Origin of the sequence: Flavobacterium sp., from assembly GCF_043779715.1 — a bacterium.
In the GTDB taxonomy this organism is placed as follows: Bacteria; Bacteroidota; Bacteroidia; order Flavobacteriales; family Flavobacteriaceae; genus Flavobacterium.
The window spans coordinates 1-19,770 of record NZ_JAYWDT010000278.1; the positions used below are offsets into that span (position 1 = coordinate 1).

The following is a 19,770-nucleotide window of genomic DNA, read 5'->3' on the forward strand; positions in this document are numbered from 1 at the left end:
AAAACGGGCAATTGCCCGTTTTTTTTTATGAAGTTACTAATTGATTTTGGTTTATTTGCTCTTCAATCGCATCCCAAAGACCAATTCGTTTTTCTAATGCTTGAATCGAAATAGATTCAATTTCTTTCCATTTATTAGAATCGGTTCCGCAAAGTTTAGTTATCATTTCCATTGCCATTGGACCATGTTCGTCGGCATCTAATTCGATATGTCTTTCAAAATAATATATTAATTTACTTAAATCTGTTTCTGGGAAATTTGTTTGAAAATTCTTTAGGATTTCGGTAAACATAGACGGAATTAAATCTTCTCTACCAAAAGTAAAAGCAGCAGCAATTTTATGAGGCTTTCCTTCATTAATTACTGTGAAAGTAAATTCTAAAAATGATTTAATGTTAGGATGTAAATTACTTTGTTTGATGGCGATAAATACATTTTGTAACGAATCTACTTCCGATAAAAAATGAGTTATATCACTTGTGTTAGCACCACAATCTTCCATCGCTTCTATGTACATTTCATAATGACTTTGGCGACGACCATCTAGGGTTAAGTCGCTTTCTTCGGCAAGGACAATTTCATTAATCAGGTAGCGAATTTCTGGATTGCTAGTTGCAAACCAAGGTGTCGTCGTACAGGTTAGTTTAGATTGTAGTGCTTTTAGTAAAGACATAAAATCCCAAACGGCATAAACATGATTTTCAAGAAAATGATGTAAATCGCCAATGGTTTGCACTTTTTTGTATAAGGAGTGTTGTAATAAGATGTCTTTTTGAGGTTGTATCTTATTGTTTATGTTTTGAATATTCATAATTTAAATTTGATGTAAAATTACAAAAGCTTCTTGGAGACAAGAAGCTTTTGTAATATATTTAAGCTATTATTTAATCGATAATTCTTATTTCAAAACGATAATTCTAGGACTAATTCAACAGTCTGTCAAATAGTTCTCCTAGTTTTGGAGATGATGGTCTTTCTGCATCAGCATTTACAATTTTTCCATTCGGGTCTATTAAGATAAATCTAGGAATTCCTGTAATATTTAAGCTTTTTACAAAATCTGAATTCCAGTCTTTGTCAGCAAAAAGTTGTATTCCTCCCAATTGTTTATCGCTTACAAATTTTTTCCATTTCTCGAAATCTTTCTGCACATCTATCGAAATACTTACAAATTCGATGTTTTTCCCGTGATATTTTTCTTCTATTTTTTGTAAAAAAGGAATTTCTCCACGACAAGGACCACACCAAGTAGCCCAAACATCAATATATACATATTTGCCTTTTAGTTCTTCTAGTTTTGTAGCTCCACCTTTGTGATTTACATAGTTAAATGTAAGTGCAACGGCATTGTTTAATTTCTGAACCGCTTTACTTTCGGTGTAATATCGTTGTAGACCTTTAATATTTGTCGAAATGTTTCTCTTCTGAATTTCGATAAATGTTTTGTCTAAACTAGATTTGTCTAAAAATGTTTCTTCAGTTAGTTTCTTTTCATCAATCATTTTTTTGAAATCTGCTTCGCTTAAAGCGACTAATTTTTCAGGAGTTATTAGTCCTTCTTTTATGATGTCTTGCGCTAAATAATTATTTTCGGTGGCGCCTTTTCCAGTATAAACGATAGATTCGTCAAACTGTTTGGCATCCATTTTTAATTTTAAATCATAACCGTTTTTTAGGAACAATCGCGTGTATTCTGTTCCGTCAAAAAACATATAGAAATCTTCTTTTTCTACTTCAAAAGTGTCTTTAAAAAAACCTTTGTCGTTAATTTTCATTTCTTTTATGGTTTTGTTTTTACCATCTTTAATGTAAATTACATCTCCGTTTCTATTAGCTATTTCAGCTTGAAATGTTATTGCGTTTTTAGATTGTCCGAAGCTGTAAATAGAACAAAAAGTGATTAATGTAATCAAAAATGATTTTTTCATATGTGTTGTTTTAATTATAGGTAGTCAAACTTACAATTATTTGAATTCTTTCGAATATAATTTTCATTTTTTTAACTTTTAACATCAAACAAAATAGTATTTTTGCAACCTAAAATTTAGGTAATGTACAGAAGTCATAATTGCGGCGAACTAAACGCTACACATGTAAATACAGAAGTTACACTGGCAGGTTGGGTTCAGAAATCTCGAGACAAAGGTTTTATGAATTGGGTCGATTTGCGCGATCGTTACGGAATCACACAATTAATGTTCGATGAAAGTCGTTCAGATAAAACAGTTTTCGAATTAGCTAAAACACTTGGTCGCGAATTTGTAATTCAGGTAAAGGGAACGGTTATAGAACGTGAAGCTAAAAATAAAAATATTCCAACTGGTGAAATAGAAATTTTAGTTTCTGAAATGACTATTCTAAACGCTTCAATTACGCCGCCATTTACAATAGAAGACGAAACCGATGGTGGAGAAGATATTCGTATGAAATATCGTTACCTTGACATTAGAAGGAATCCTGTAAAAAACAGCTTGCTTTTTCGTCATAAAGTAGCAATGGAAGTACGTAAATACTTATCAGATTTAGACTTCTGTGAAGTAGAAACGCCTTATTTAATAAAATCTACTCCAGAAGGAGCAAGGGATTTTGTTGTTCCATCTAGAATGAATGAAGGTCAGTTTTATGCCTTGCCACAATCACCACAAACTTTCAAACAATTATTGATGGTGGGTGGAATGGACAAATATTTTCAAATTGTAAAATGTTTCCGTGACGAAGATTTGCGTGCCGATCGCCAGCCAGAATTTACACAAATAGATTGCGAAATGGCATTCGTAGAACAAGAAGATATTTTGAATGTTTTCGAAGGACTAACACGTCATTTATTAAAAGAAATAAAAGGAGTAGAAGTACAAAAATTCCCGCGTATGACTTATGCTCACGCGATGAGAACCTACGGAAATGACAAGCCTGATATTCGTTTCGGAATGGAATTTGGTGAGCTAAACGAATATGCAAAACACAAAGATTTTCCAGTTTTTAATGCTGCCGAATTAGTTGTAGCTATTGCAGTCCCAGGAGTTGGAGAATATTCTCGTAAAGAAATTGATGCACTTATAGAATGGGTAAAACGCCCACAAGTAGGAGCTTCGGGAATGGTTTATGTAAAATGTAATGATGACGGAACTTATAAATCATCGGTAGATAAATTTTACGATCAAGGAGATTTAAGCAATTGGGCAAAAGTAACTGGGGCAAAAGCAGGAGATATGATTTTTGTACTTTCCGGTCCAGCTGACAAAACCAGAACGCAACTTTCTGCACTTAGAATGGAATTAGCAACACGTTTGGGTCTAAGAAACCCAGCAGAGTTTGCACCACTTTGGGTTGTCGATTTTCCTTTATTAGAATTTGATGAAGAATCAGGGCGTTATCATGCAATGCATCACCCGTTTACTTCGCCTAAACCAGAGGATATGCACTTGTTGGAAACCGATCCGAAATCGGTTCGTGCGAATGCTTACGACATGGTTCTAAATGGAAACGAAATAGGTGGAGGTTCTATACGAATTCATGATAAAGCGACACAAGCATTAATGTTTAAATATTTAGGGTTTAGTGAAGAAGAAGCAAGAAATCAGTTTGGATTTTTAATGGATGCATTCCAGTTTGGCGCACCACCGCATGGCGGATTGGCTTTTGGACTAGATAGATTAGTTGCCATTTTGGGCGGACAGGAAACAATTCGCGATTTTATTGCTTTTCCAAAAAATAATTCAGGGAGAGATGTTATGATAGATGCGCCTTCAAGTATCGATGAAAGTCAACTAAAAGAGTTGCATATTCAACTTAATTTAAAGTAGAAAGTACTGATAATCAATATTTTTAAAAAATATTTGCCCAAATTTGCATTTGTATTATTTTAAAGATTACATTTGCTTCATTATAAATTATTATTACAATTAAAATGCGCACAGGAACAGTAAAATTTTTCAATGAATCTAAAGGTTACGGATTTATTACAGACGACGAAACAGGAAAAGACATTTTCGTACACGCTTCAGGTATCAAAGCTGAAGAGTTAAGAGAAGGAGACAAAGTTTCTTACGAAGAAGAAGAAGGAAGAAAAGGTAGAGTAGCTGCTCAAGTATCAGTTATCGAAGGATAATAAATTATTTTTTGGCATACCGAAAAAACTAACCGTTTCATATGAAGCGGTTTTTTTATCTCTTTTTTCTAAAAAATTCCTTCATCAAGTCGGCACACTCTTCTTCTAAAACGCCACTTGCTACAATAGTTTTGGGGTGCAATTGTGTTCCCATTTTAGTAAAACCACGTTGAACATCACTTGCGCCAAAGACAATTTTAGAAATCTGGCTCCAATATAAAGCGCCTGCACACATCTGGCAAGGCTCGATTGTAACATATAAAGTACAGTTTGTTAAATATTTTCCGCCCAAAAAATTTGCCGACGCAGTAATAGCTTGCATTTCGGCATGAGCGGTAACGTCGTTTAGTAGTTCGGTTAGATTGTGACTTTTGGCAATCACGCGATTGTTAATAACGACAATGGCTCCAACTGGAATTTCATCTTTATCAAAAGCTAAATAAGCTTCTTGTAAAGCTTTTTTCATAAAATATTCGTCGGTGAAAATATTTTCCATAAAGCAAAAATAAGAATTCAATTTGTACATTTGCTTTATGTCTGATAATTTACTTCAAAATATATACAATCCAAAAGATTTACGTCAGTTAGATATAAATCAGTTACCACAAGTTGCTCAAGAATTGCGTGATTTTATTATAGATGTTGTTTCAAAAAACGAAGGACATCTTGGTGCAAGTCTTGGCGTTGTCGAGCTTACAATTGCTTTGCATTATGTATTTAATACGCCCGAAGATTTATTGGTTTGGGACGTAGGTCATCAAGCTTACGGGCATAAAATTCTAACAGAGAGAAGAGAAAATTTTCACACTAATCGTAAATTAGGTGGTATTTCTGGTTTTCCTAAACGAAGCGAAAGTGTTTATGACACATTTGGCGTAGGACATTCCTCGACTTCGATTTCTGCAGCGCTGGGAATGGCGATTGCTTCTCATATTAAAGGGGATTTCAATAAACAGCACATTTCGGTTATTGGTGATGCTTCAATTGCGAGCGGAATGGCTTTTGAAGGGTTGAATCATGCTGGAGTAACCGATGCCAATTTATTGGTAATCTTAAATGACAATGCGATAGGAATCGATCCAAGTGTTGGTGCACTAAAAAATTATCTCACTGCTGTAAAAGAAGGAAAGAATCATAGAGATAACAATATGATTACTTCTTTAAATTTCGATTATTCAGGGCCAATAGATGGTCATGATATTTTTGCAGTTATCAAAGAATTAAAACGATTAAAAAACATAAAAGGACCAAAATTCCTTCATATAATTACAACCAAAGGCAAAGGATTACAACTGGCGGAGGAGGATCAAGTAAAATATCATGCGCCAGGAAAATTTGATGCTGGTACAGGGAAAATTCATTTGAAATTTGAAGAAAATTTGCCTCCAAAATTTCAAGACGTTTTTGGATTAACACTGGTAGAATTAGCCAAGCAAAACGAAAAAATAATTGGAATTACGCCTGCTATGCCATCTGGTTCTTCTATGAAATTTATGATGGAAGCTTTTCCTAATCGTGCTTTCGATGTTGGAATTGCAGAGCAACACGCAGTCACTTTGTCCGCAGGAATGGCAACGCAAGGAATGGTTGTATTTTGCAATATCTATTCAACATTTATGCAAAGGGCTTACGATCAGGTAATTCATGATGTTGCTTTGCAAAATCTTTCAGTCATTTTTTGTTTAGACAGAGCGGGTTTGGTGGGTGAAGATGGTGCGACGCATCATGGTGTTTTCGATATTGCTTATTTGAATTGTATACCTAATATGATTATTTATGCACCAATAAATGAAATTGAATTGCGAAATATAATGTTCACAGCTCAATTAGGATTAAACCATCCCATTGCTATTCGTTATCCTCGCGGTCGTGGCGTGATTCAAAATTGGCAATTACCATTTGAAAAAATTGAAATTGGTAAAGGAATTCAATTAAAAAAAGGCTCTAAAATTGCTATTTTATCTACAGGAACGATTGGTAATAATGTTATAAAAGCACTTCCAGAAATTAAAAATCCAGATTTGTTTTCTCATTATCATTTTCCTTTTGTAAAGCCTCTTGATGAAGTATTGCTTAAAGAAATATTTATAAAACATGATGAGGTTATAACCATCGAAGAAAACACTATAATTGGAGGCTTTGGAAGTATTGTTAATCAATTTTCGTGTAGTAATAAATACAGTATTTTAATTAAAAACTTAGGAATTCCGGATCATTTTATCGAACACGGTTCTATATTAGAACTTCAGAGATTATGTAAGATTGACGAAGTAAGTTTGATTGAATTATTTGATTCTATTGTATAAAAAAAGCGTTCACAATTTGTGAACGCTTTTTAGTATTGGTTTTAATCGTATTATTCGATAATTAATTTCTTAGTTCCCTCGAAGTTTTCACCTGAAATTTTTAAGATATAATTTCCTGAACTCAAATTACCTAAGTTAATTTTTTGCTCCGAGCTATCTAAATTAATTGTATTTGAAAATACATTTTTACCTGAAATATCAAATAAGTTTAATTTTGTTTGACCAAAATATTTACCAGACAAGATAGTTACATTTCCATTGTTTACAGTTGGATAAACTTTAAACGAATTAGAAACAATGTCATTTTCATTTGTAGATAGTAAAACAGCGGTTAATGGTCCAGAAAACACACCTCTACCATAAGTTGCTGCATAAACATTATATGCAGTTGGTGCAGTTGGTGAGTTTGGTTGTAAATCTAAATCAGTTACTTTAACATTGCTCATACCATTAAATGCTTGTTTCCAGTTTAAGGCTTGATTAGCTGATGTAGCTGGGTTAAATGTATTTGCGTACCATACACCAAGCTCTGTACCAATCATTACTTCGGCAGAATTTAATGGATTTTGTAAAATTGTGTGTACTGGCATATCTGGCAAATCACCTTCAATACTATACCAATTTGTACCACCATTTAGTGTGTACCAGACATTAGTTGTACCGTAGTTTTTTAATGTTACAAATATTTGATTATCATTAGCTCCAAACTCTATATCAGAAATAGTTCCTACGAAACCTGAACCTATTGAAATATCACTCCATCCAGTTCCTGCTGTTGAGGCAGCTGCTGTCACGGTGTTAGCGTTAAGTAATTTTAATAATTTAGAGTTTGATGTTCCTACGTATAACGTTGTAACTGTTGCTTTACCTGTGCGTAATGCAGTTGGGTAAGAAGCAAATAAAGTTGGGTATGTAAAATCAGTTCTTGTTGCGGCAGCTGCGCCTGTGTAAGCAGAATATCTTCTAACAGTATACACGCGGTTTGTACCATCTGTAAAATCTGAATATACAATATCATTAGCTGAATCTAGTGTCATAGCTGGATAGAATAATCCACGACTAGTGGTAACGTCACTTAAGGTTTTTTGAATCGCTCCATTTAGCCCTCTTTTGTTCATGTTATCATTGTAAACATAGTTACTTATATAATAAGATGCGGCAGAAGATGTGGAATTCTGTTTAAATAACGGTATACCCCCATCTCCACCTTGCACTTCAGTACTGCCACTTACAGCGCCTGAAGCTACTCCAGTTGTTGTACTTAGTGTAGAAGGAAAATAATTTGAACCATTGTCTTGTGCACCTGCTACAAAAAAGTCGCCAGTAGTCCCTGTAACTCCATTTGGCAATACTGCAACGCCTACAAATTGAGTAACATTGAATCCTGAATTTCTTGATGCAGCATTACTTGCTGTAGATAAACTACTTCCATAATATACACCACCGTCGTTTCCGAAAATTCCGACATTTGGACTTCCTGGTTTGAATGTCATTGCGTGTTGATCTGAATGTACGTTAGTTGTCCAGTTTGAAATAGTAGTCCAAGTTGATCCGCTATTTGCTGATCTGTATAAATCGATTCCTCCCACATATAATATTGCATCATTTGTTGGACTAGTTTCAATCATCATGTCATAAAATGCTTGAGCTCCTGTAAAACCATAAGTGGTTTCTCTAGTTTCATTACCCGCAGGTAAATTAAGAACCGTTGGTGCTGTAGTAAAACCATTAGTAGTTTTCAATAATTGAACTTCAATAGCTGGGGTATCGGGTACTGCTTGTTCTAATTGTGAACATACATATATTACGTCTGCTGTTGTTTCAGATGCTTCAATCTCTACTCTTTTTCCTCCACCATTACCTACTACGGTATGTTTTAGTACCCAAGTAGCTCCATTATCTATAGATGAAAATATTTGTCCTCCACCATCACCAAACGTGCTACTGTCAGTAGTCGAAACCCAAACAGTTCCACTGAGAGCAGTTCCGCCGAAGGCGATTTCAATGTCAAAAGGACAGGTTTTGTTACCACTTGCGGTAACTGGTAAACTTAAAGGTCCAGTCCAGTTTGCTCCCCCATCTACTGATTTGTATAAACCGTAGGTTGCAGAATTATGGTATCCACCGTTAAAAGCGTCTCCAACTGCTGCATATATATGGGATACACCAGCAACATTTTTAATAGCAATGTCGTTAATAAACTGAATTCCGCTTACGGCAGTACCATTAAATTGACCTGGTAGTGTAGCTGCAAAATTTCCTGTTAAGTTTGTTAAGTTAGCTACTAGTAAATCTCCATCTTCTTTTGAGATACTTACTGATGGGATTGTAGCGCCTAAACCTGAGTCTGCCATTCCAATAACACCTGCTCCAGCAGTATGATTCATAATAATGACACCCACAGCCCCAGCAGCTTCTGCTGAAACAACTTTAGATTCGAAAGAACAAGTCCCTCTTCTTATAAGTGCGATTTTATTTGTCAGAGAACCTGCTGTTGAAGCAGCACATCCTTCCGAAGAAAGTGGGTATCCAGTTGTTGCATTAGTTCCTGCAGTCCCATCATTTACTAAAACGATTTGTTTGTTTCCTCCTAAATCACTAACAGGGGCGCCAAAACCAGCTAAACCAGTGCTGTAACCTCTTATTACTCCTGCGTTTGAAGGCGCGAAAATATTTAAATTATAAACAGTACTTTGTGTAGATGAAACTGTTCCTCCTCCAAATACTCTTGTCCAAGATGTACCAGCATTTGTAGTTTTCCAAATACCATTTCCGTTTGCATCTCCTGTGTAAGATTCTCCAGTTCCTACATACCAAGTACTAGAACTGTTAGGGTCGATTGTAATATTTTGAACATTTAAATGCTCAGGAAGTGTTGTTATTCTAGTCCAAACAGTTGCGGCAGATGTAATGTTTGTGTTTTTCCACAAACCGCCACTTACACCACCTGCAATAACCGTATTACCAGTTGCATCAGTTGGATCAAAAATTAGGGCTTTGGTACGACCACCAACATTGTTTGGACCTCTTTCTAGCCAAGGATTTGCTACATCATCTCCAGTAATTCTACTAGTTTGTCTAGCTCTTTCTAATTCGGCTCTAATAAATCCTAAATTGTCAGGAGTTGGTCTTCCTAACGCAGGATTCATAGTCATTAGCCACTCTTGTTCTTGGTATTTATTAGGTGGTAAACCTGCAGCTTTTCTTTCAGATCTAGATAAAGCAAAAGTTTTATTAATCTTGTTGTTCGCTAAATAATAAGCGTGTTTTTTGCGTAATTCTTTAACTTGTTTTTTTGTTAAAGTACTATTAGAAGCCACAACATTTTCTTTCTTGTTGTTTGACTTAGTAGTATTTTTTTCAAGTTTACTCTGAGAGAAACCAGTAACAAAAATAAGTAAAGCACAAATTGTTGAAAATAAATTTCTTTTCATAATTTTATGATTTAAATTTTGGATTAAGCAACGAATGTAGTATTTTTTTTTTAAAAACAAAATTCCGAAGAGTTAAAATTGAATTTTTAAGATACAATCTTATTGTACAATAATGCATTGCCATCGGTAAGCATCGATACAAAATGACAAATATGTAACAATCGTTCGTATAAAGAATCTTTTTCTAAATGGTATTTTTCAGGTAAAATTTTCAATAATAATGCATCAAAATTTGTTGCTTTGCCTTCGTGTTTGTTGTTGTAAGCGGTAACAAACTTATCGAGAAGGTTGTTAATGATTTGATAGCCAATTAATTCTTTTTCAATAACTTCACGGCTTTGGTAAATGCTTTTTACACTCAGCTTAATGATATCATCCATTTGAGCTTTGTATTTGCTTTTGTCCATTAATGAATAAGGGAAATTTCCTTCAAGAATGGCTTTTTCGTTTTCGATAAATATTTTTACAGCATCATTTATTAAACTTCCAATGGCTAAAGCACGCAAATAACTAATACGATCTTCTTTTGTGGTTAAAGAGTTAAACTTATTAGTATCAATACTATCTTTCACCAAATTTATTAAATATTCTAAAGCAAAATCTTCGGAAACCAAACCAAGATTCATTCCGTCTTCAAAATCGATAATAGTATAACAAATATCATCGGCAGCTTCGACAAGATAGGCGAGCGGATGGCGTTCGTAACCAATATCGTTTCCAGTTTTATTAGGAATCATTCCCAATTCTGAAGCGACTTCTTGGAAGAAATCTTTGTCTGTTTGAAAGAATCCGTATTTTTTATCGGCAATATTTGAAGTAGGCTTTTTAGGTAAACTCTCCTTTGGATATTTCATAAAAGCGCCTAAAACTGCATAAGTAAGTCTTAAACTTCCGGTAACTCCTGGGCGACTTGCTGTAAGAACCGAAAACCCGTTGGCATTCCCTTCAAAATCTATTAAATCTTGCCATTGTTTATCGGTCAATTTGTCTTTAAATTGTTTTCCTTTTCCTATTGAAAAATATTCACCAATAGCTTTTTCGCCAGAATGTCCGAACGGCGGATTGCCAATGTCGTGTGCTAAGGAAGCCGCAGCAACAATGGCTCCAAAATCATTTGGTTGATAACCATGTATTTCTTGAAGGTGTGGATATTTTTCGATAATCTTTTTGCCAACCAATCGTCCGAGAGACCTTCCTACTACGGAAACCTCTAAACTATGGGTTAATCGTGTGTGTACAAAATCCGTCTTGGAAAGCGGAATCACTTGCGTTTTGTCTTGCAAACTTCTAAAAGCGGCAGAAAATATAATTCGGTCATAATCGACCTCGAAACCCAAACGGGTATCGTCTTGTTCTTTTCGCAATCTTTTGCTTGTGTCGCCTTGACGTTTTAGTGATAATAATTGTTCCCAGTTCATTTGGTTTGATTTTCATTCTTTAGTAAAAAGATATTGTCCGCCGCCTTGTTTTAAGGTCATGTTTTTCGCATCAAACGTAAGTTTTACACCTGCGGCATCAAATATAAATTCGGTTTCGCTGATTGGATTTAGGACAAATGAATTTTGTCCTGTGGCTTGTGCAGTTAATTCTCCTTTTTCGATTTTGATTGTAATTTTGATAGGTAATTGTGTCGATGCATAAACACCTTGATAACTTTCTAATTTGTCTTTAGCAACTTCAAACGTGGTTAAATTTGGAAATTGATAAGGCATTTTGTAATAAATACTCAAAATTCCAATCATAATATCGTTACGATTGTAATTATCTCCATTTACAATGAGTGAAATTCCTGTTTTTTCTGCTGGATAATATCCTGCAACAGCACGAAAACCTTCTATTCCACCCGTATGACCGTAAAATTTTCTTTCGCCAAAAGGAAAAGTCATCAATCCTTTTCCGTAAGATTGCTCTAGTTTGATCATCTCGTCTACCGAAGTTTTCTTTAGTAATTTACCATTAAAAATAGCATCTAAAAAAAAGGTCAAATCTCCAGTGGTTGATGCAATATTTCCAGCGCCAAAAGCTTGCGACATATCCCATTCTTTGTTAATGGTCCATTTTTTATTGGTGAAATTATAAGAATAACTTTCGTTTTTAGTTGGATCTACATTTGTTGCAATCGATGTGTTTTGTAATAGAAGTTTATTTGTAATTCTTTCACCAAGATTAGTTGCGTAATCTTTTTTAGAAACATCTTCCAAGATGCTACCTAGTATATAATAGTTAGAATTGCTGTATTCGAATTTAGAATTGGGTTCGAAAACCGATTTATAACCTGCAATTTTTGCAATCATTTCATCTTTCGATACTTTTTGGTAAACATTTACAGTCGAATCTACGTTTATAAAATCTAAAATTCCTGTGCGATGATGCAATAAATCATGAATCGTAATTTTGTTAGCGTTTGGAATTTGAGGATAAAATTTAGATAATTTAGTATCGAGTTTGAGCTTTTTTTCTTCAATTAACTGCATAATCATTACTGCAGTAAAGGTTTTAGTGATAGAACCTATTTTGTATTTGGTGTTTTTGTTTGCTTTCAAACTATTTTCGACATTGGCAAAACCATACGCTTTTTCGAAAACTACATTCCCAGCTTCGCGAATGCAAACTTGTCCCATAAATTTGTTATTTTGGTTCAGAATAACCAATAAACTGTCTATTTTGTCGAAACGTGTTTTTTGTTGTGCCGAAAGTGAAATCGAGAATATAAATGCTAATAATAAGACTGATTTTTTCATAATGTTTTTTAGTATTAAAAAATATTGATTAATGTGCTTCCAACCAGTTTCTGCCAACTCCAATTTCAACATCTAACGGAACATCCATTTTAAATGCATTTTCCATTTCGTGTTTAATCATTGGCTGAATCTTCTCTAGCTCATCATTATAAACGTCAAAAACCAATTCATCGTGTACTTGGAGCAACATTTTCGATTTCCAGTTTTCAGAGACTAATTTCTTGTGAATATTAATCATCGCAATTTTGATAATATCAGCTGCGGAACCTTGAATAGGTGCATTTACCGCATTTCGCTCGGCACCACTTTTTACCATCATGTTTGCTGAATTTATATCTTTTAAGTAACGTCTTCTCCCCAAAACCGTTTGTACATAACCATTTTCTCTAGCAAAATCGACTTGATTCGACATATAAGATTTAAGTTTTGGATAAGTTGCATAATACGCATCAATCAACTCGGCACTTTCTTTTCGTGAAAGAGAAGTTTGATTTGAAAGGCCAAAGGCTGAAACACCATAAATAATTCCAAAATTGACGGTTTTTGCATTGCTACGTTGTTCTTTTGTAACTTCTTCTAAAGGAATATTGAATACTTTTGCAGCGGTACTTCTATGAATATCTTCATTGTTTTGAAATGCCTTAATCATATTCTCTTCGCCAGATAAAGCAGCGATAATTCGAAGTTCTATCTGAGAATAATCGGCAGAAACTAACGTGTAATTTTCGTCACGAGCAATAAATGCTTTTCTAATTAATCTTCCTCTTTCGGTACGAATCGGAATATTTTGCAAGTTCGGATTATTAGAACTCAAACGCCCTGTTGCAGCAACAGTTTGCATATAATCGGTGTGAACACGACCAGTTTTCGTATCAACTTGGTTTGGTAATGCATCAATATAAGTGCTTTGCAATTTCACCATTTGACGCCAATCTAAAATGTCTTTTACAATTGGATTATCATTTGCTAAATAACTCAAAATTTCTTCTCCAGTTGCATATTGACCAGTCTTGGTTTTCTTTTGTTTGGCTCCGCCAATTTTCATTTTGTCGAATAAAACGTCGCCCAACTGTTTTGGAGAAGCTAAATTAAATTTTTCTCCAGCAGTTTCATAGATTTTCTGTTCTAATGCATTGCTTTCGATAGCCATTTCAACCGACATCGATTTCAAAAATGGAACGTCAAGATTTATTCCTTCCAATTCCATTGCTGCCAAAACTGGAATTAATGGAATTTCGATTTCATCAAATAATTTTTTGGTTTCGGCTTTATCGAGAATTGGACTGAAATTTTGTTTTAATTGAAACGTAATATCAGCATCTTCGGCAGCATATTCTTTAATTTCTTCCAAAGCTACATCTCGCATCGATTTTTGATTTTTGCCTTTTTTACCAATTAAATCTTCAATCGATTTTGGAGAATATTTTAGATAGGTTTCTGATAAAACGTCCATATTGTGTCGCATATCGGGATTTATCAAATAATGGGCAATCATCGTATCGAATAATTTTCCTTTGATTTCAACTCCGTAATGTGACAGAATTTTTAAATCATATTTTATGTTCTGACCAATTTTTTCGATGGTCTCACTTTCGAAAAAAGGTTTGAATTTATCGGCCAAAATTTGTGCTTCTTCCTGATTTTCTGGAAACGGAACATAAAATGCTTTTCCTTTTTCGAAAGAAAATGACATTCCAACCAATTCTGCATTCAAGGCGTCAATCCCTGTAGTTTCGGTGTCAAAACAAACCGAAGTTTGATTCATTAAGTTTTGCAAAAGTAATTTGACAGCAAAATCACCTTCAATAATTTGGTAAAAATGCTCTGTGTTTGCTAATGTTGCATAATGTGAATTTGACTTTACTTCGCCACTTTCTTCATCTGAAAAACCAAATAAATCAAATTGATCTTCGTTCGTTTTTTTAGCTGGAGTTTTTTTAGTTGGTTGTGGCGTATCGTTTGAAGTTCCGTTACCATTAGTGTCAATTTCGTCATATTCTTTCCCAGTTCCAAAATATTTATCAAACTGCGCCTTCATTTGACGAAATTCTAATTCTTGAAACAATTCGTCTGTTTTTTCAACATCAGGCTTCGTTAATTCGTAGTCATTTTCATTAAAAGTAACAGGACAATCGAGTAGGATAGTGGCTAATTTTTTAGAGAGAATTCCTTTTTCTTTATTGGCTTCAATTTTTTCTTTCAAAGCGCCTTTTAGCTTGTCTGTATTTGCTAAAAGATTTTCCATCGAACCAAATTCTTTCAGTAATTTCTTGGCTGTGACTTCCCCAACACCAGGCAATCCAGGAATGTTGTCGGCGGCGTCGCCCATCATTCCAAGGAAATCGATAACTTGTTCTGGACGTTCTATTTCAAATCGGGCTAGGACTTCAGGAATTCCCCAAATTTCTATTCCATTGCCCATTCGTGCAGGTTTGTACATGAAAATATTCTCTGAAACCAGTTGTGCGAAATCTTTATCTGGCGTTACCATAAAGACTTGATAGTTTTCTTTTTCGGCTTGCTTTGCAATGGTTCCAATTAAGTCATCTGCTTCAAAACCAGCAACTTCAATAATAGGAATGTGCATCGCTCGCAATAATTCTTGAATATATGGAACTGCAATTTTTATAGCTTCGGGTGTTTCGTCACGATGTGCTTTGTATTCTTGGTACATTTCGTAACGATAGGTACTTCCGCCTTTATCGAATGCAACTGCTAAATGGTCTGGTTTTTCACGTTTAATGACGTCCATCAAAGCATTCATAAATCCCATAATGGCAGATGTATCCATGCCTTTAGAGTTGATTCTTGGGTTTTTTATAAAGGCAAAATAACCACGAAATATTAAGGCGTAAGCATCAAGAAGGTAAAGGCGTTTTTGTGACATTTTTATTTTTAAAAAGTTAGAGAAATTCCAATTCCGTTAGCATTTACCATTAAATCTGTTGATTCGATAGAAACTTCATCTGTTTTAGAATTGTATTCATTCATTATAGCAACCGATTTTCTAATTCTATTTTGAAAACCAATTTTTATTGGAATTGAAGTTAATACCATCGCTCCGCCAACAAAATATAATGTGTTATTTGTTTTTGCATATTGATCGTCAGAATGTTTATTTACTACGTTTAAATGTTTAATGATAACAGTGCTTAATCCTCCCCAGAAAAGAATATTTCCAACTGTTTTTTTTGTGCGACCAGCTTTATATAATTTAAGTGCTTCTTGGTTAAAATTCTCTGCTACTTGAGTCGAATTTAGTCTTTCTTCTTTTGAATTAAATATTCTTCCACCCGACTTCATAGTGTATGTTTCTTGGCAAAAGGTTACGCTTGTAATTAATAAAGTAAAAACTAAAAATAGATTTTTCATGATTGTTTTAAATAAATAGATTTTTCAAAAATAATCATTCAAATACAAACAAAACATCTTTTAGTTAAAATTTGATTAACAATAATTATTTTTGAAAACTTTCTTCGTTATTTTGCTTAAAATTTTTAAAATGTTAGTTAGATTTTTACTTCTTATTGGGCTGTTATTGTTTGTAGAAATATATTCTTATCAAGCATTTAGAACCGTTATTAAAACCAAATGGGTTTTGCAAGCCTACCTTGTTATAAGCGTTTTGATTGTGTTTTATGTAACGTATTATGTTTTTCAGTTTGATCGTAAAGTTGGGCAAACACCACAAAGTCTATTCACGTTAGGCTTGTTACTTGTGGTATTACTACCAAAATTAGTTATTACTACTGTTATGTTTGGCGAGGATATTTACAGATTATTTTCTGGAACGATCAATTATTTTATAGAAAATGACAATCGAACGACTTTTCTTGCCTCGAGAAGAAAATTTGTATCACAAATTGGATTGGGATTGGCTGCAATTCCTTTTTTGTCTTTAATTTACGGAGTGACTATTGGAAAATATAATTTTAAAGTGATCAAACAAAATATATTTTTTTCCGATTTACCTGATGCTTTCGATGGTTTTACGATTACTCAAATCTCAGATATTCACAGTGGAAGTTTTGATAATCCTGAAAAAATAAATTATGCTATTGATTTGATAAATGAACAAAAATCGGACATATTACTATTTACAGGCGATATTGTAAATGCAAAAGCCGAAGAAATGCATCCGTGGATTGAAACTTTTAATAGGTTAGAAAAACCAGCTTTTGGTAAATTTTCAATTCTGGGAAACCACGATTATGGTGCTTATTTAGATTGGGATTCGGAAACAGAAAAGGCTAAAAATTTTATTGCCATAAAAGATTTACATCGTCAAATTGATTTTAAATTATTATTGAATGAAAATGTAAAAATCAAAAAAGAAAATGATGAAATCGCTATAATTGGTGTGGAAAATTGGGGAAAAATGTTTGGGGAATTTGGCGACATAGACAAAGCATCAAGCGGAGTTTTGGCATCAGATTTTAAAGTGTTAATGAGTCACGATCCGAGTCATTGGGAAGAAATTGTAAAAAACCACAAAAAAAACATACAACTCACTTTGTCAGGACACACACACGGAATGCAGTTTGGTATCGAAATTCCAGGTTGGTTCAAGTGGAGTTTAGCGCAATATATGTACAAACAATGGGCTGGTTTGTACGAAAATGTAGGAAGATATATTTATGTAAATCGCGGCTTTGGGTTTCATGCATATCCTGGGCGAGTAGGAATTATGCCCGAAATAACGGTAATTCGTCTAAAAAAAGGACAAAATGTGGCTTAATGTGTTAAAAACACTATATTTGTATAACAAAGTTTAATAAAATTATACTATGTCAAAATTTGGAGAATTAATAAATGCTCAAGTTCCTGTTCTAATTGATTTTTATACAGACTGGAATGAATCTTCACAATCGATGCATCCTGTTATTAAGGATGTAGCAGCAGCGCTTGGTGACAAAGCGAAAGTAATAAAAATAGATGTAGATAAAAATCAAGAGTTGGCAGAAGCGCTTCGCATAAAAGGTTTGCCTACACTTATGATTTATAAGGACGGACAAATGATGTGGAGACAATCTGGCGAACTAGATGCAAATTCTATTATTACGTTGGTTCAAGAACAGTTGTAGATTGATTCTTGGACTTCTGATATTTATGTAGTTATTGTATTACATCAAATACAAATCCTTTTTCTTTTAAGATTTGAATGGTTTTTGGTAAAGCATATTCTAAATTAGTAAATGCTTTTACACTGTCGTGAAAGACAATAATGCTGCCAGAAGTTACTTTTTGAGTAGCATTTTCTAGACATTTTTCTTTAGATGTTTTCTTATCAAAATCGGCAGTGAGAATATCCCACATAATTATTTTGCAACCTAATTTTCGTAATTTTTTAGATTGCGAAGGTTTTATTTTGCCGTAAGGCGGTCGGAAAAGATTTGGGATTTGGGATTTTAGTCCCGAAAGCTTTCGAGATAGGATTTTATTTTGGCACAGATCAACATTTTGTAAATAATCAGCTGTTTTGGTTTTCCAGCCATTTTTGTGATTGAAAGTGTGATTTCCTATACAATGTCCGTCATTTATGATCTTATTAAAAATTTCTGGATGTTTTTCTATGTTGTTACCAATGCAGAAAAAAGTCGCTTTTATGTTGTTTTCTTTTAAAACGGCTAAAACCCATTCCGTTATTTCTGGTGTTGGACCATCATCGAAAGTGAGATAAATTTTGTTCTCCTTGTTTGGAATATCCCAAACCTGATTACTAAATAATCGTTTGATGATTTGCGGTATTTTTATATTATACACTTTCATCAAACATAATTTCGTCTGAACTGCCTATTTTATACAAAGGTTTCTCAATGGGTAATGTAAAATAAAAAGATGAACCTTCGCCTTCAATGCTTTCTACCCATATTTCACCACCATTTTTTTCTAAAAATCCTTTTACTAATAATAATCCAATTCCAGCTCCTTTATTCTTCTTTCTTGTTTCTAAAAGGCTCTTGATTTGAGGGGTAAAAAGTTTTTCCATTATTTCTTTGGACATCCCAATTCCAGTATCCTTAACCTGAATAATAATTTTATCATCTTTGCTTTTTGCTGAAACTGTTATTTCTCCTCCTTTTTCTGTATGTTTTATCGCATTTGAAACAATATTTTGAATTATGGAAATTAACATTTTGCCATCCGCAAATACTGAAGTATTCGCTTCAATTTCGTGATGAAGATTTATTGCATTTATCGAACTAGTTTCGTTTAAAGTTTCAAAAACTTTATCAATGTATTCGGCTAATTTTATTTTTGTTGGAGAAAATGCATCCGATGCATATTTTATTCTCGCCCATTCTACTAAATAGTCTAACATGTCTAATTCATCTGTTGATGACTTATAAAGCAGGTCGAGCATTTGCTGAACAGCATCGGGCTTCATTTTGTGGAAATTTTCTTTCAAATATTTTGAAGTCCCAATAATAGCAGACAAGGGACTTCTTAAATCGTGTGAAAGTATTGCCAGAACACTTTCTTTATGAGTATTAAGATCTTCCAATTCTCCGACATATTTTTTTATTGAATCCTCTGATTGCTTCCTATCTGTTAAGTCTCGTAAAATTTTAACATAGCCCATCATTTCTCCATCTAAACCAATTAGCGGAAAAACCAAGCCATAAGCATAAAATAGACTCTTGTCTTTAGCAATGTGCCATCTGTTATCCGTTGCTCGGCCTTCTTTTAAAGCTGTTTCGATTTCTCTTTTCGGAATACCATTTTTTAAATCTTCCTCAGTAAATATTAAATCAAATGATTCTCCAATAACTTCATCCGTTTCGTAGCCAAATATTTTTGCCGATCCAGAACTCCAACTATTTATGATGAATTCTTTATCTAATGTAAAAATCGAATAATCTTGTAAGCTGTCAATTACTTGACTATAAAATTCAGTTGTTGGTATATATTTGTTTTTAAGAATTTTCGGATTCTCTTCTTTCTTATCCATTAGATTTATTTTTAGTTGTTGTTTTTTTTACTGTCATTGCATATAACGAGTGCTTGCTTTGTACTGTTCTCGATTTCGTGAAAGCTCGTGTCTATTGGGAGAGAGATGATTGCCTCTTTCTTCTAATGTGTAAATTGGTGTATAACTGTACAAATATAACACAAAAAAAATGCAATTATTTTTACAATAACTGCATTTTTCTAAAAATCTATCCCGATAGCTATCGGGA

The 19,770-nt window shown here is 33.8% G+C and carries 15 protein-coding genes; 5 read left to right on the plus strand and 10 right to left on the minus strand.

The features are described from left to right. Positions 1 to 25 precede the first annotated feature (25 nt). Both ACH2BG_RS13415 and ACH2BG_RS13420 read right to left on the minus strand, forming a co-directional pair. Positions 26 to 811 (minus strand): DUF3050 domain-containing protein, encoded by a 786-nt coding sequence (locus ACH2BG_RS13415; protein WP_395048203.1) that lies wholly within the window; start codon positions 809 to 811, stop codon positions 26 to 28. Between the two features lie 112 nt (positions 812 to 923). Then, complete coding sequence (locus ACH2BG_RS13420; protein ID WP_395048204.1) at positions 924 to 1,928, minus strand: TlpA family protein disulfide reductase; 1,005 nt, start codon at positions 1,926 to 1,928, stop codon at positions 924 to 926. 123 nt (positions 1,929 to 2,051) lie between these two features. On the opposite strand from ACH2BG_RS13420, the gene aspS reads away from it, so the two are divergent. Continuing rightward, on the plus strand, positions 2,052 to 3,803 hold the full coding sequence (gene aspS / locus ACH2BG_RS13425) for an aspartate--tRNA ligase (protein WP_395048205.1): 1,752 nt from the start codon (positions 2,052 to 2,054) through the stop codon (positions 3,801 to 3,803). Positions 3,804 to 3,907: 104 nt separating this feature from the next. Further along, positions 3,908 to 4,108: a cold-shock protein gene (locus ACH2BG_RS13430; protein WP_395048206.1), complete on the plus strand. Its 201-nt coding sequence runs from the start codon at positions 3,908 to 3,910 to the stop codon at positions 4,106 to 4,108. Positions 4,109 to 4,163: 55 nt separating this feature from the next. On the opposite strand, the gene ACH2BG_RS13435 is transcribed toward ACH2BG_RS13430, so the two are convergent. Then, the gene (locus ACH2BG_RS13435) at positions 4,164 to 4,604 is read right to left on the minus strand and encodes a nucleoside deaminase (RefSeq protein ID WP_395048207.1); all 441 of its coding nucleotides are present in this window, start codon (positions 4,602 to 4,604) and stop codon (positions 4,164 to 4,166) included. A 37-nt stretch (positions 4,605 to 4,641) separates the two neighbouring features. Between ACH2BG_RS13435 and ACH2BG_RS13440 the strand changes: the two genes are divergently transcribed. Next, positions 4,642 to 6,414, plus strand: a complete 1,773-nt coding sequence (locus ACH2BG_RS13440) for a 1-deoxy-D-xylulose-5-phosphate synthase (protein WP_395048208.1) — start codon at positions 4,642 to 4,644, stop codon at positions 6,412 to 6,414. A 50-nt stretch (positions 6,415 to 6,464) separates the two neighbouring features. Here ACH2BG_RS13440 and ACH2BG_RS13445 read toward each other — a convergent pair whose 3' ends face one another. The 5 genes from ACH2BG_RS13445 to ACH2BG_RS13465 all read right to left on the minus strand — a co-directional run bounded on the left by ACH2BG_RS13445 (position 6,465) and on the right by ACH2BG_RS13465 (position 15,961). Then, the gene (locus ACH2BG_RS13445; protein ID WP_395048209.1) at positions 6,465 to 9,848 is read right to left on the minus strand and encodes a PA domain-containing protein; all 3,384 of its coding nucleotides are present in this window, start codon (positions 9,846 to 9,848) and stop codon (positions 6,465 to 6,467) included. An 86-nt stretch (positions 9,849 to 9,934) separates the two neighbouring features. Then, the gene (locus ACH2BG_RS13450; RefSeq protein ID WP_395048210.1) at positions 9,935 to 11,266 is read right to left on the minus strand and encodes a deoxyguanosinetriphosphate triphosphohydrolase; all 1,332 of its coding nucleotides are present in this window, start codon (positions 11,264 to 11,266) and stop codon (positions 9,935 to 9,937) included. Positions 11,267 to 11,278: 12 nt separating this feature from the next. Then, positions 11,279 to 12,589 carry a serine hydrolase domain-containing protein gene (locus ACH2BG_RS13455; protein ID WP_395048211.1) on the minus strand — a complete coding sequence of 437 codons (1,311 nt, stop codon included), beginning with the start codon at positions 12,587 to 12,589 and terminating at the stop codon, positions 11,279 to 11,281. Between the two features lie 28 nt (positions 12,590 to 12,617). After that, entirely contained in the window at positions 12,618 to 15,476 is a 2,859-nt protein-coding gene (polA, locus tag ACH2BG_RS13460) for a DNA polymerase I (protein WP_395048212.1), read from the minus strand. Positions 15,477 to 15,484: 8 nt separating this feature from the next. Next, positions 15,485 to 15,961: a hypothetical protein gene (locus ACH2BG_RS13465; RefSeq protein WP_395048213.1), complete on the minus strand. Its 477-nt coding sequence runs from the start codon at positions 15,959 to 15,961 to the stop codon at positions 15,485 to 15,487. Positions 15,962 to 16,091: 130 nt separating this feature from the next. Between ACH2BG_RS13465 and ACH2BG_RS13470 the strand changes: the two genes are divergently transcribed. Both ACH2BG_RS13470 and ACH2BG_RS13475 read left to right on the plus strand, forming a co-directional pair. Continuing rightward, the gene (locus tag ACH2BG_RS13470) at positions 16,092 to 17,327 is read left to right on the plus strand and encodes a metallophosphoesterase (protein WP_395048214.1); all 1,236 of its coding nucleotides are present in this window, start codon (positions 16,092 to 16,094) and stop codon (positions 17,325 to 17,327) included. A gap of 49 nt (positions 17,328 to 17,376) precedes the next feature. Then, positions 17,377 to 17,673, plus strand: coding sequence for a co-chaperone YbbN (locus tag ACH2BG_RS13475; RefSeq protein WP_091475376.1), 297 nt, complete (start codon positions 17,377 to 17,379; stop codon positions 17,671 to 17,673). A gap of 31 nt (positions 17,674 to 17,704) precedes the next feature. On the opposite strand, the gene ACH2BG_RS13480 is transcribed toward ACH2BG_RS13475, so the two are convergent. Next, positions 17,705 to 18,358 (minus strand): polysaccharide deacetylase family protein, encoded by a 654-nt coding sequence (locus ACH2BG_RS13480; protein ID WP_395048215.1) that lies wholly within the window; start codon positions 18,356 to 18,358, stop codon positions 17,705 to 17,707. Further along, positions 18,345 to 19,541 (minus strand): ATP-binding protein, encoded by a 1,197-nt coding sequence (locus ACH2BG_RS13485; protein WP_395048216.1) that lies wholly within the window; start codon positions 19,539 to 19,541, stop codon positions 18,345 to 18,347. The genes ACH2BG_RS13480 and ACH2BG_RS13485 overlap by 14 nt, the downstream gene beginning before the upstream one ends. Positions 19,542 to 19,770 lie beyond the last annotated feature (229 nt).

What these genes read in the sequence shown, in the direction of transcription:
- ACH2BG_RS13420 (WP_395048204.1), bottom strand. Translation starts at nt 1,928, where the DNA reads ATGAAAAAATCATTTTTGATTACATTAATCACTTTTTGTTCTATTTAC.
- ACH2BG_RS13455 (WP_395048211.1), bottom strand. Translation starts at nt 12,589, where the DNA reads ATGAAAAAATCAGTCTTATTATTAGCATTTATATTCTCGATTTCACTT.
- ACH2BG_RS13450 (WP_395048210.1), bottom strand. Translation starts at nt 11,266, where the DNA reads ATGAACTGGGAACAATTATTATCACTAAAACGTCAAGGCGACACAAGC.
- ACH2BG_RS13430 (WP_395048206.1), top strand. Translation starts at nt 3,908, where the DNA reads ATGCGCACAGGAACAGTAAAATTTTTCAATGAATCTAAAGGTTACGGA.
- ACH2BG_RS13485 (WP_395048216.1), bottom strand. Translation starts at nt 19,541, where the DNA reads ATGGATAAGAAAGAAGAGAATCCGAAAATTCTTAAAAACAAATATATA.
- polA (WP_395048212.1), bottom strand. Translation starts at nt 15,476, where the DNA reads ATGTCACAAAAACGCCTTTACCTTCTTGATGCTTACGCCTTAATATTT.
- ACH2BG_RS13480 (WP_395048215.1), bottom strand. Translation starts at nt 18,358, where the DNA reads ATGAAAGTGTATAATATAAAAATACCGCAAATCATCAAACGATTATTT.
- ACH2BG_RS13415 (WP_395048203.1), bottom strand. Translation starts at nt 811, where the DNA reads ATGAATATTCAAAACATAAACAATAAGATACAACCTCAAAAAGACATC.
- aspS (WP_395048205.1), top strand. Translation starts at nt 2,052, where the DNA reads ATGTACAGAAGTCATAATTGCGGCGAACTAAACGCTACACATGTAAAT.
- ACH2BG_RS13445 (WP_395048209.1), bottom strand. Translation starts at nt 9,848, where the DNA reads ATGAAAAGAAATTTATTTTCAACAATTTGTGCTTTACTTATTTTTGTT.
- ACH2BG_RS13440 (WP_395048208.1), top strand. Translation starts at nt 4,642, where the DNA reads ATGTCTGATAATTTACTTCAAAATATATACAATCCAAAAGATTTACGT.
- ACH2BG_RS13470 (WP_395048214.1), top strand. Translation starts at nt 16,092, where the DNA reads ATGTTAGTTAGATTTTTACTTCTTATTGGGCTGTTATTGTTTGTAGAA.
- ACH2BG_RS13435 (WP_395048207.1), bottom strand. Translation starts at nt 4,604, where the DNA reads ATGGAAAATATTTTCACCGACGAATATTTTATGAAAAAAGCTTTACAA.
- ACH2BG_RS13475 (WP_091475376.1), top strand. Translation starts at nt 17,377, where the DNA reads ATGTCAAAATTTGGAGAATTAATAAATGCTCAAGTTCCTGTTCTAATT.
- ACH2BG_RS13465 (WP_395048213.1), bottom strand. Translation starts at nt 15,961, where the DNA reads ATGAAAAATCTATTTTTAGTTTTTACTTTATTAATTACAAGCGTAACC.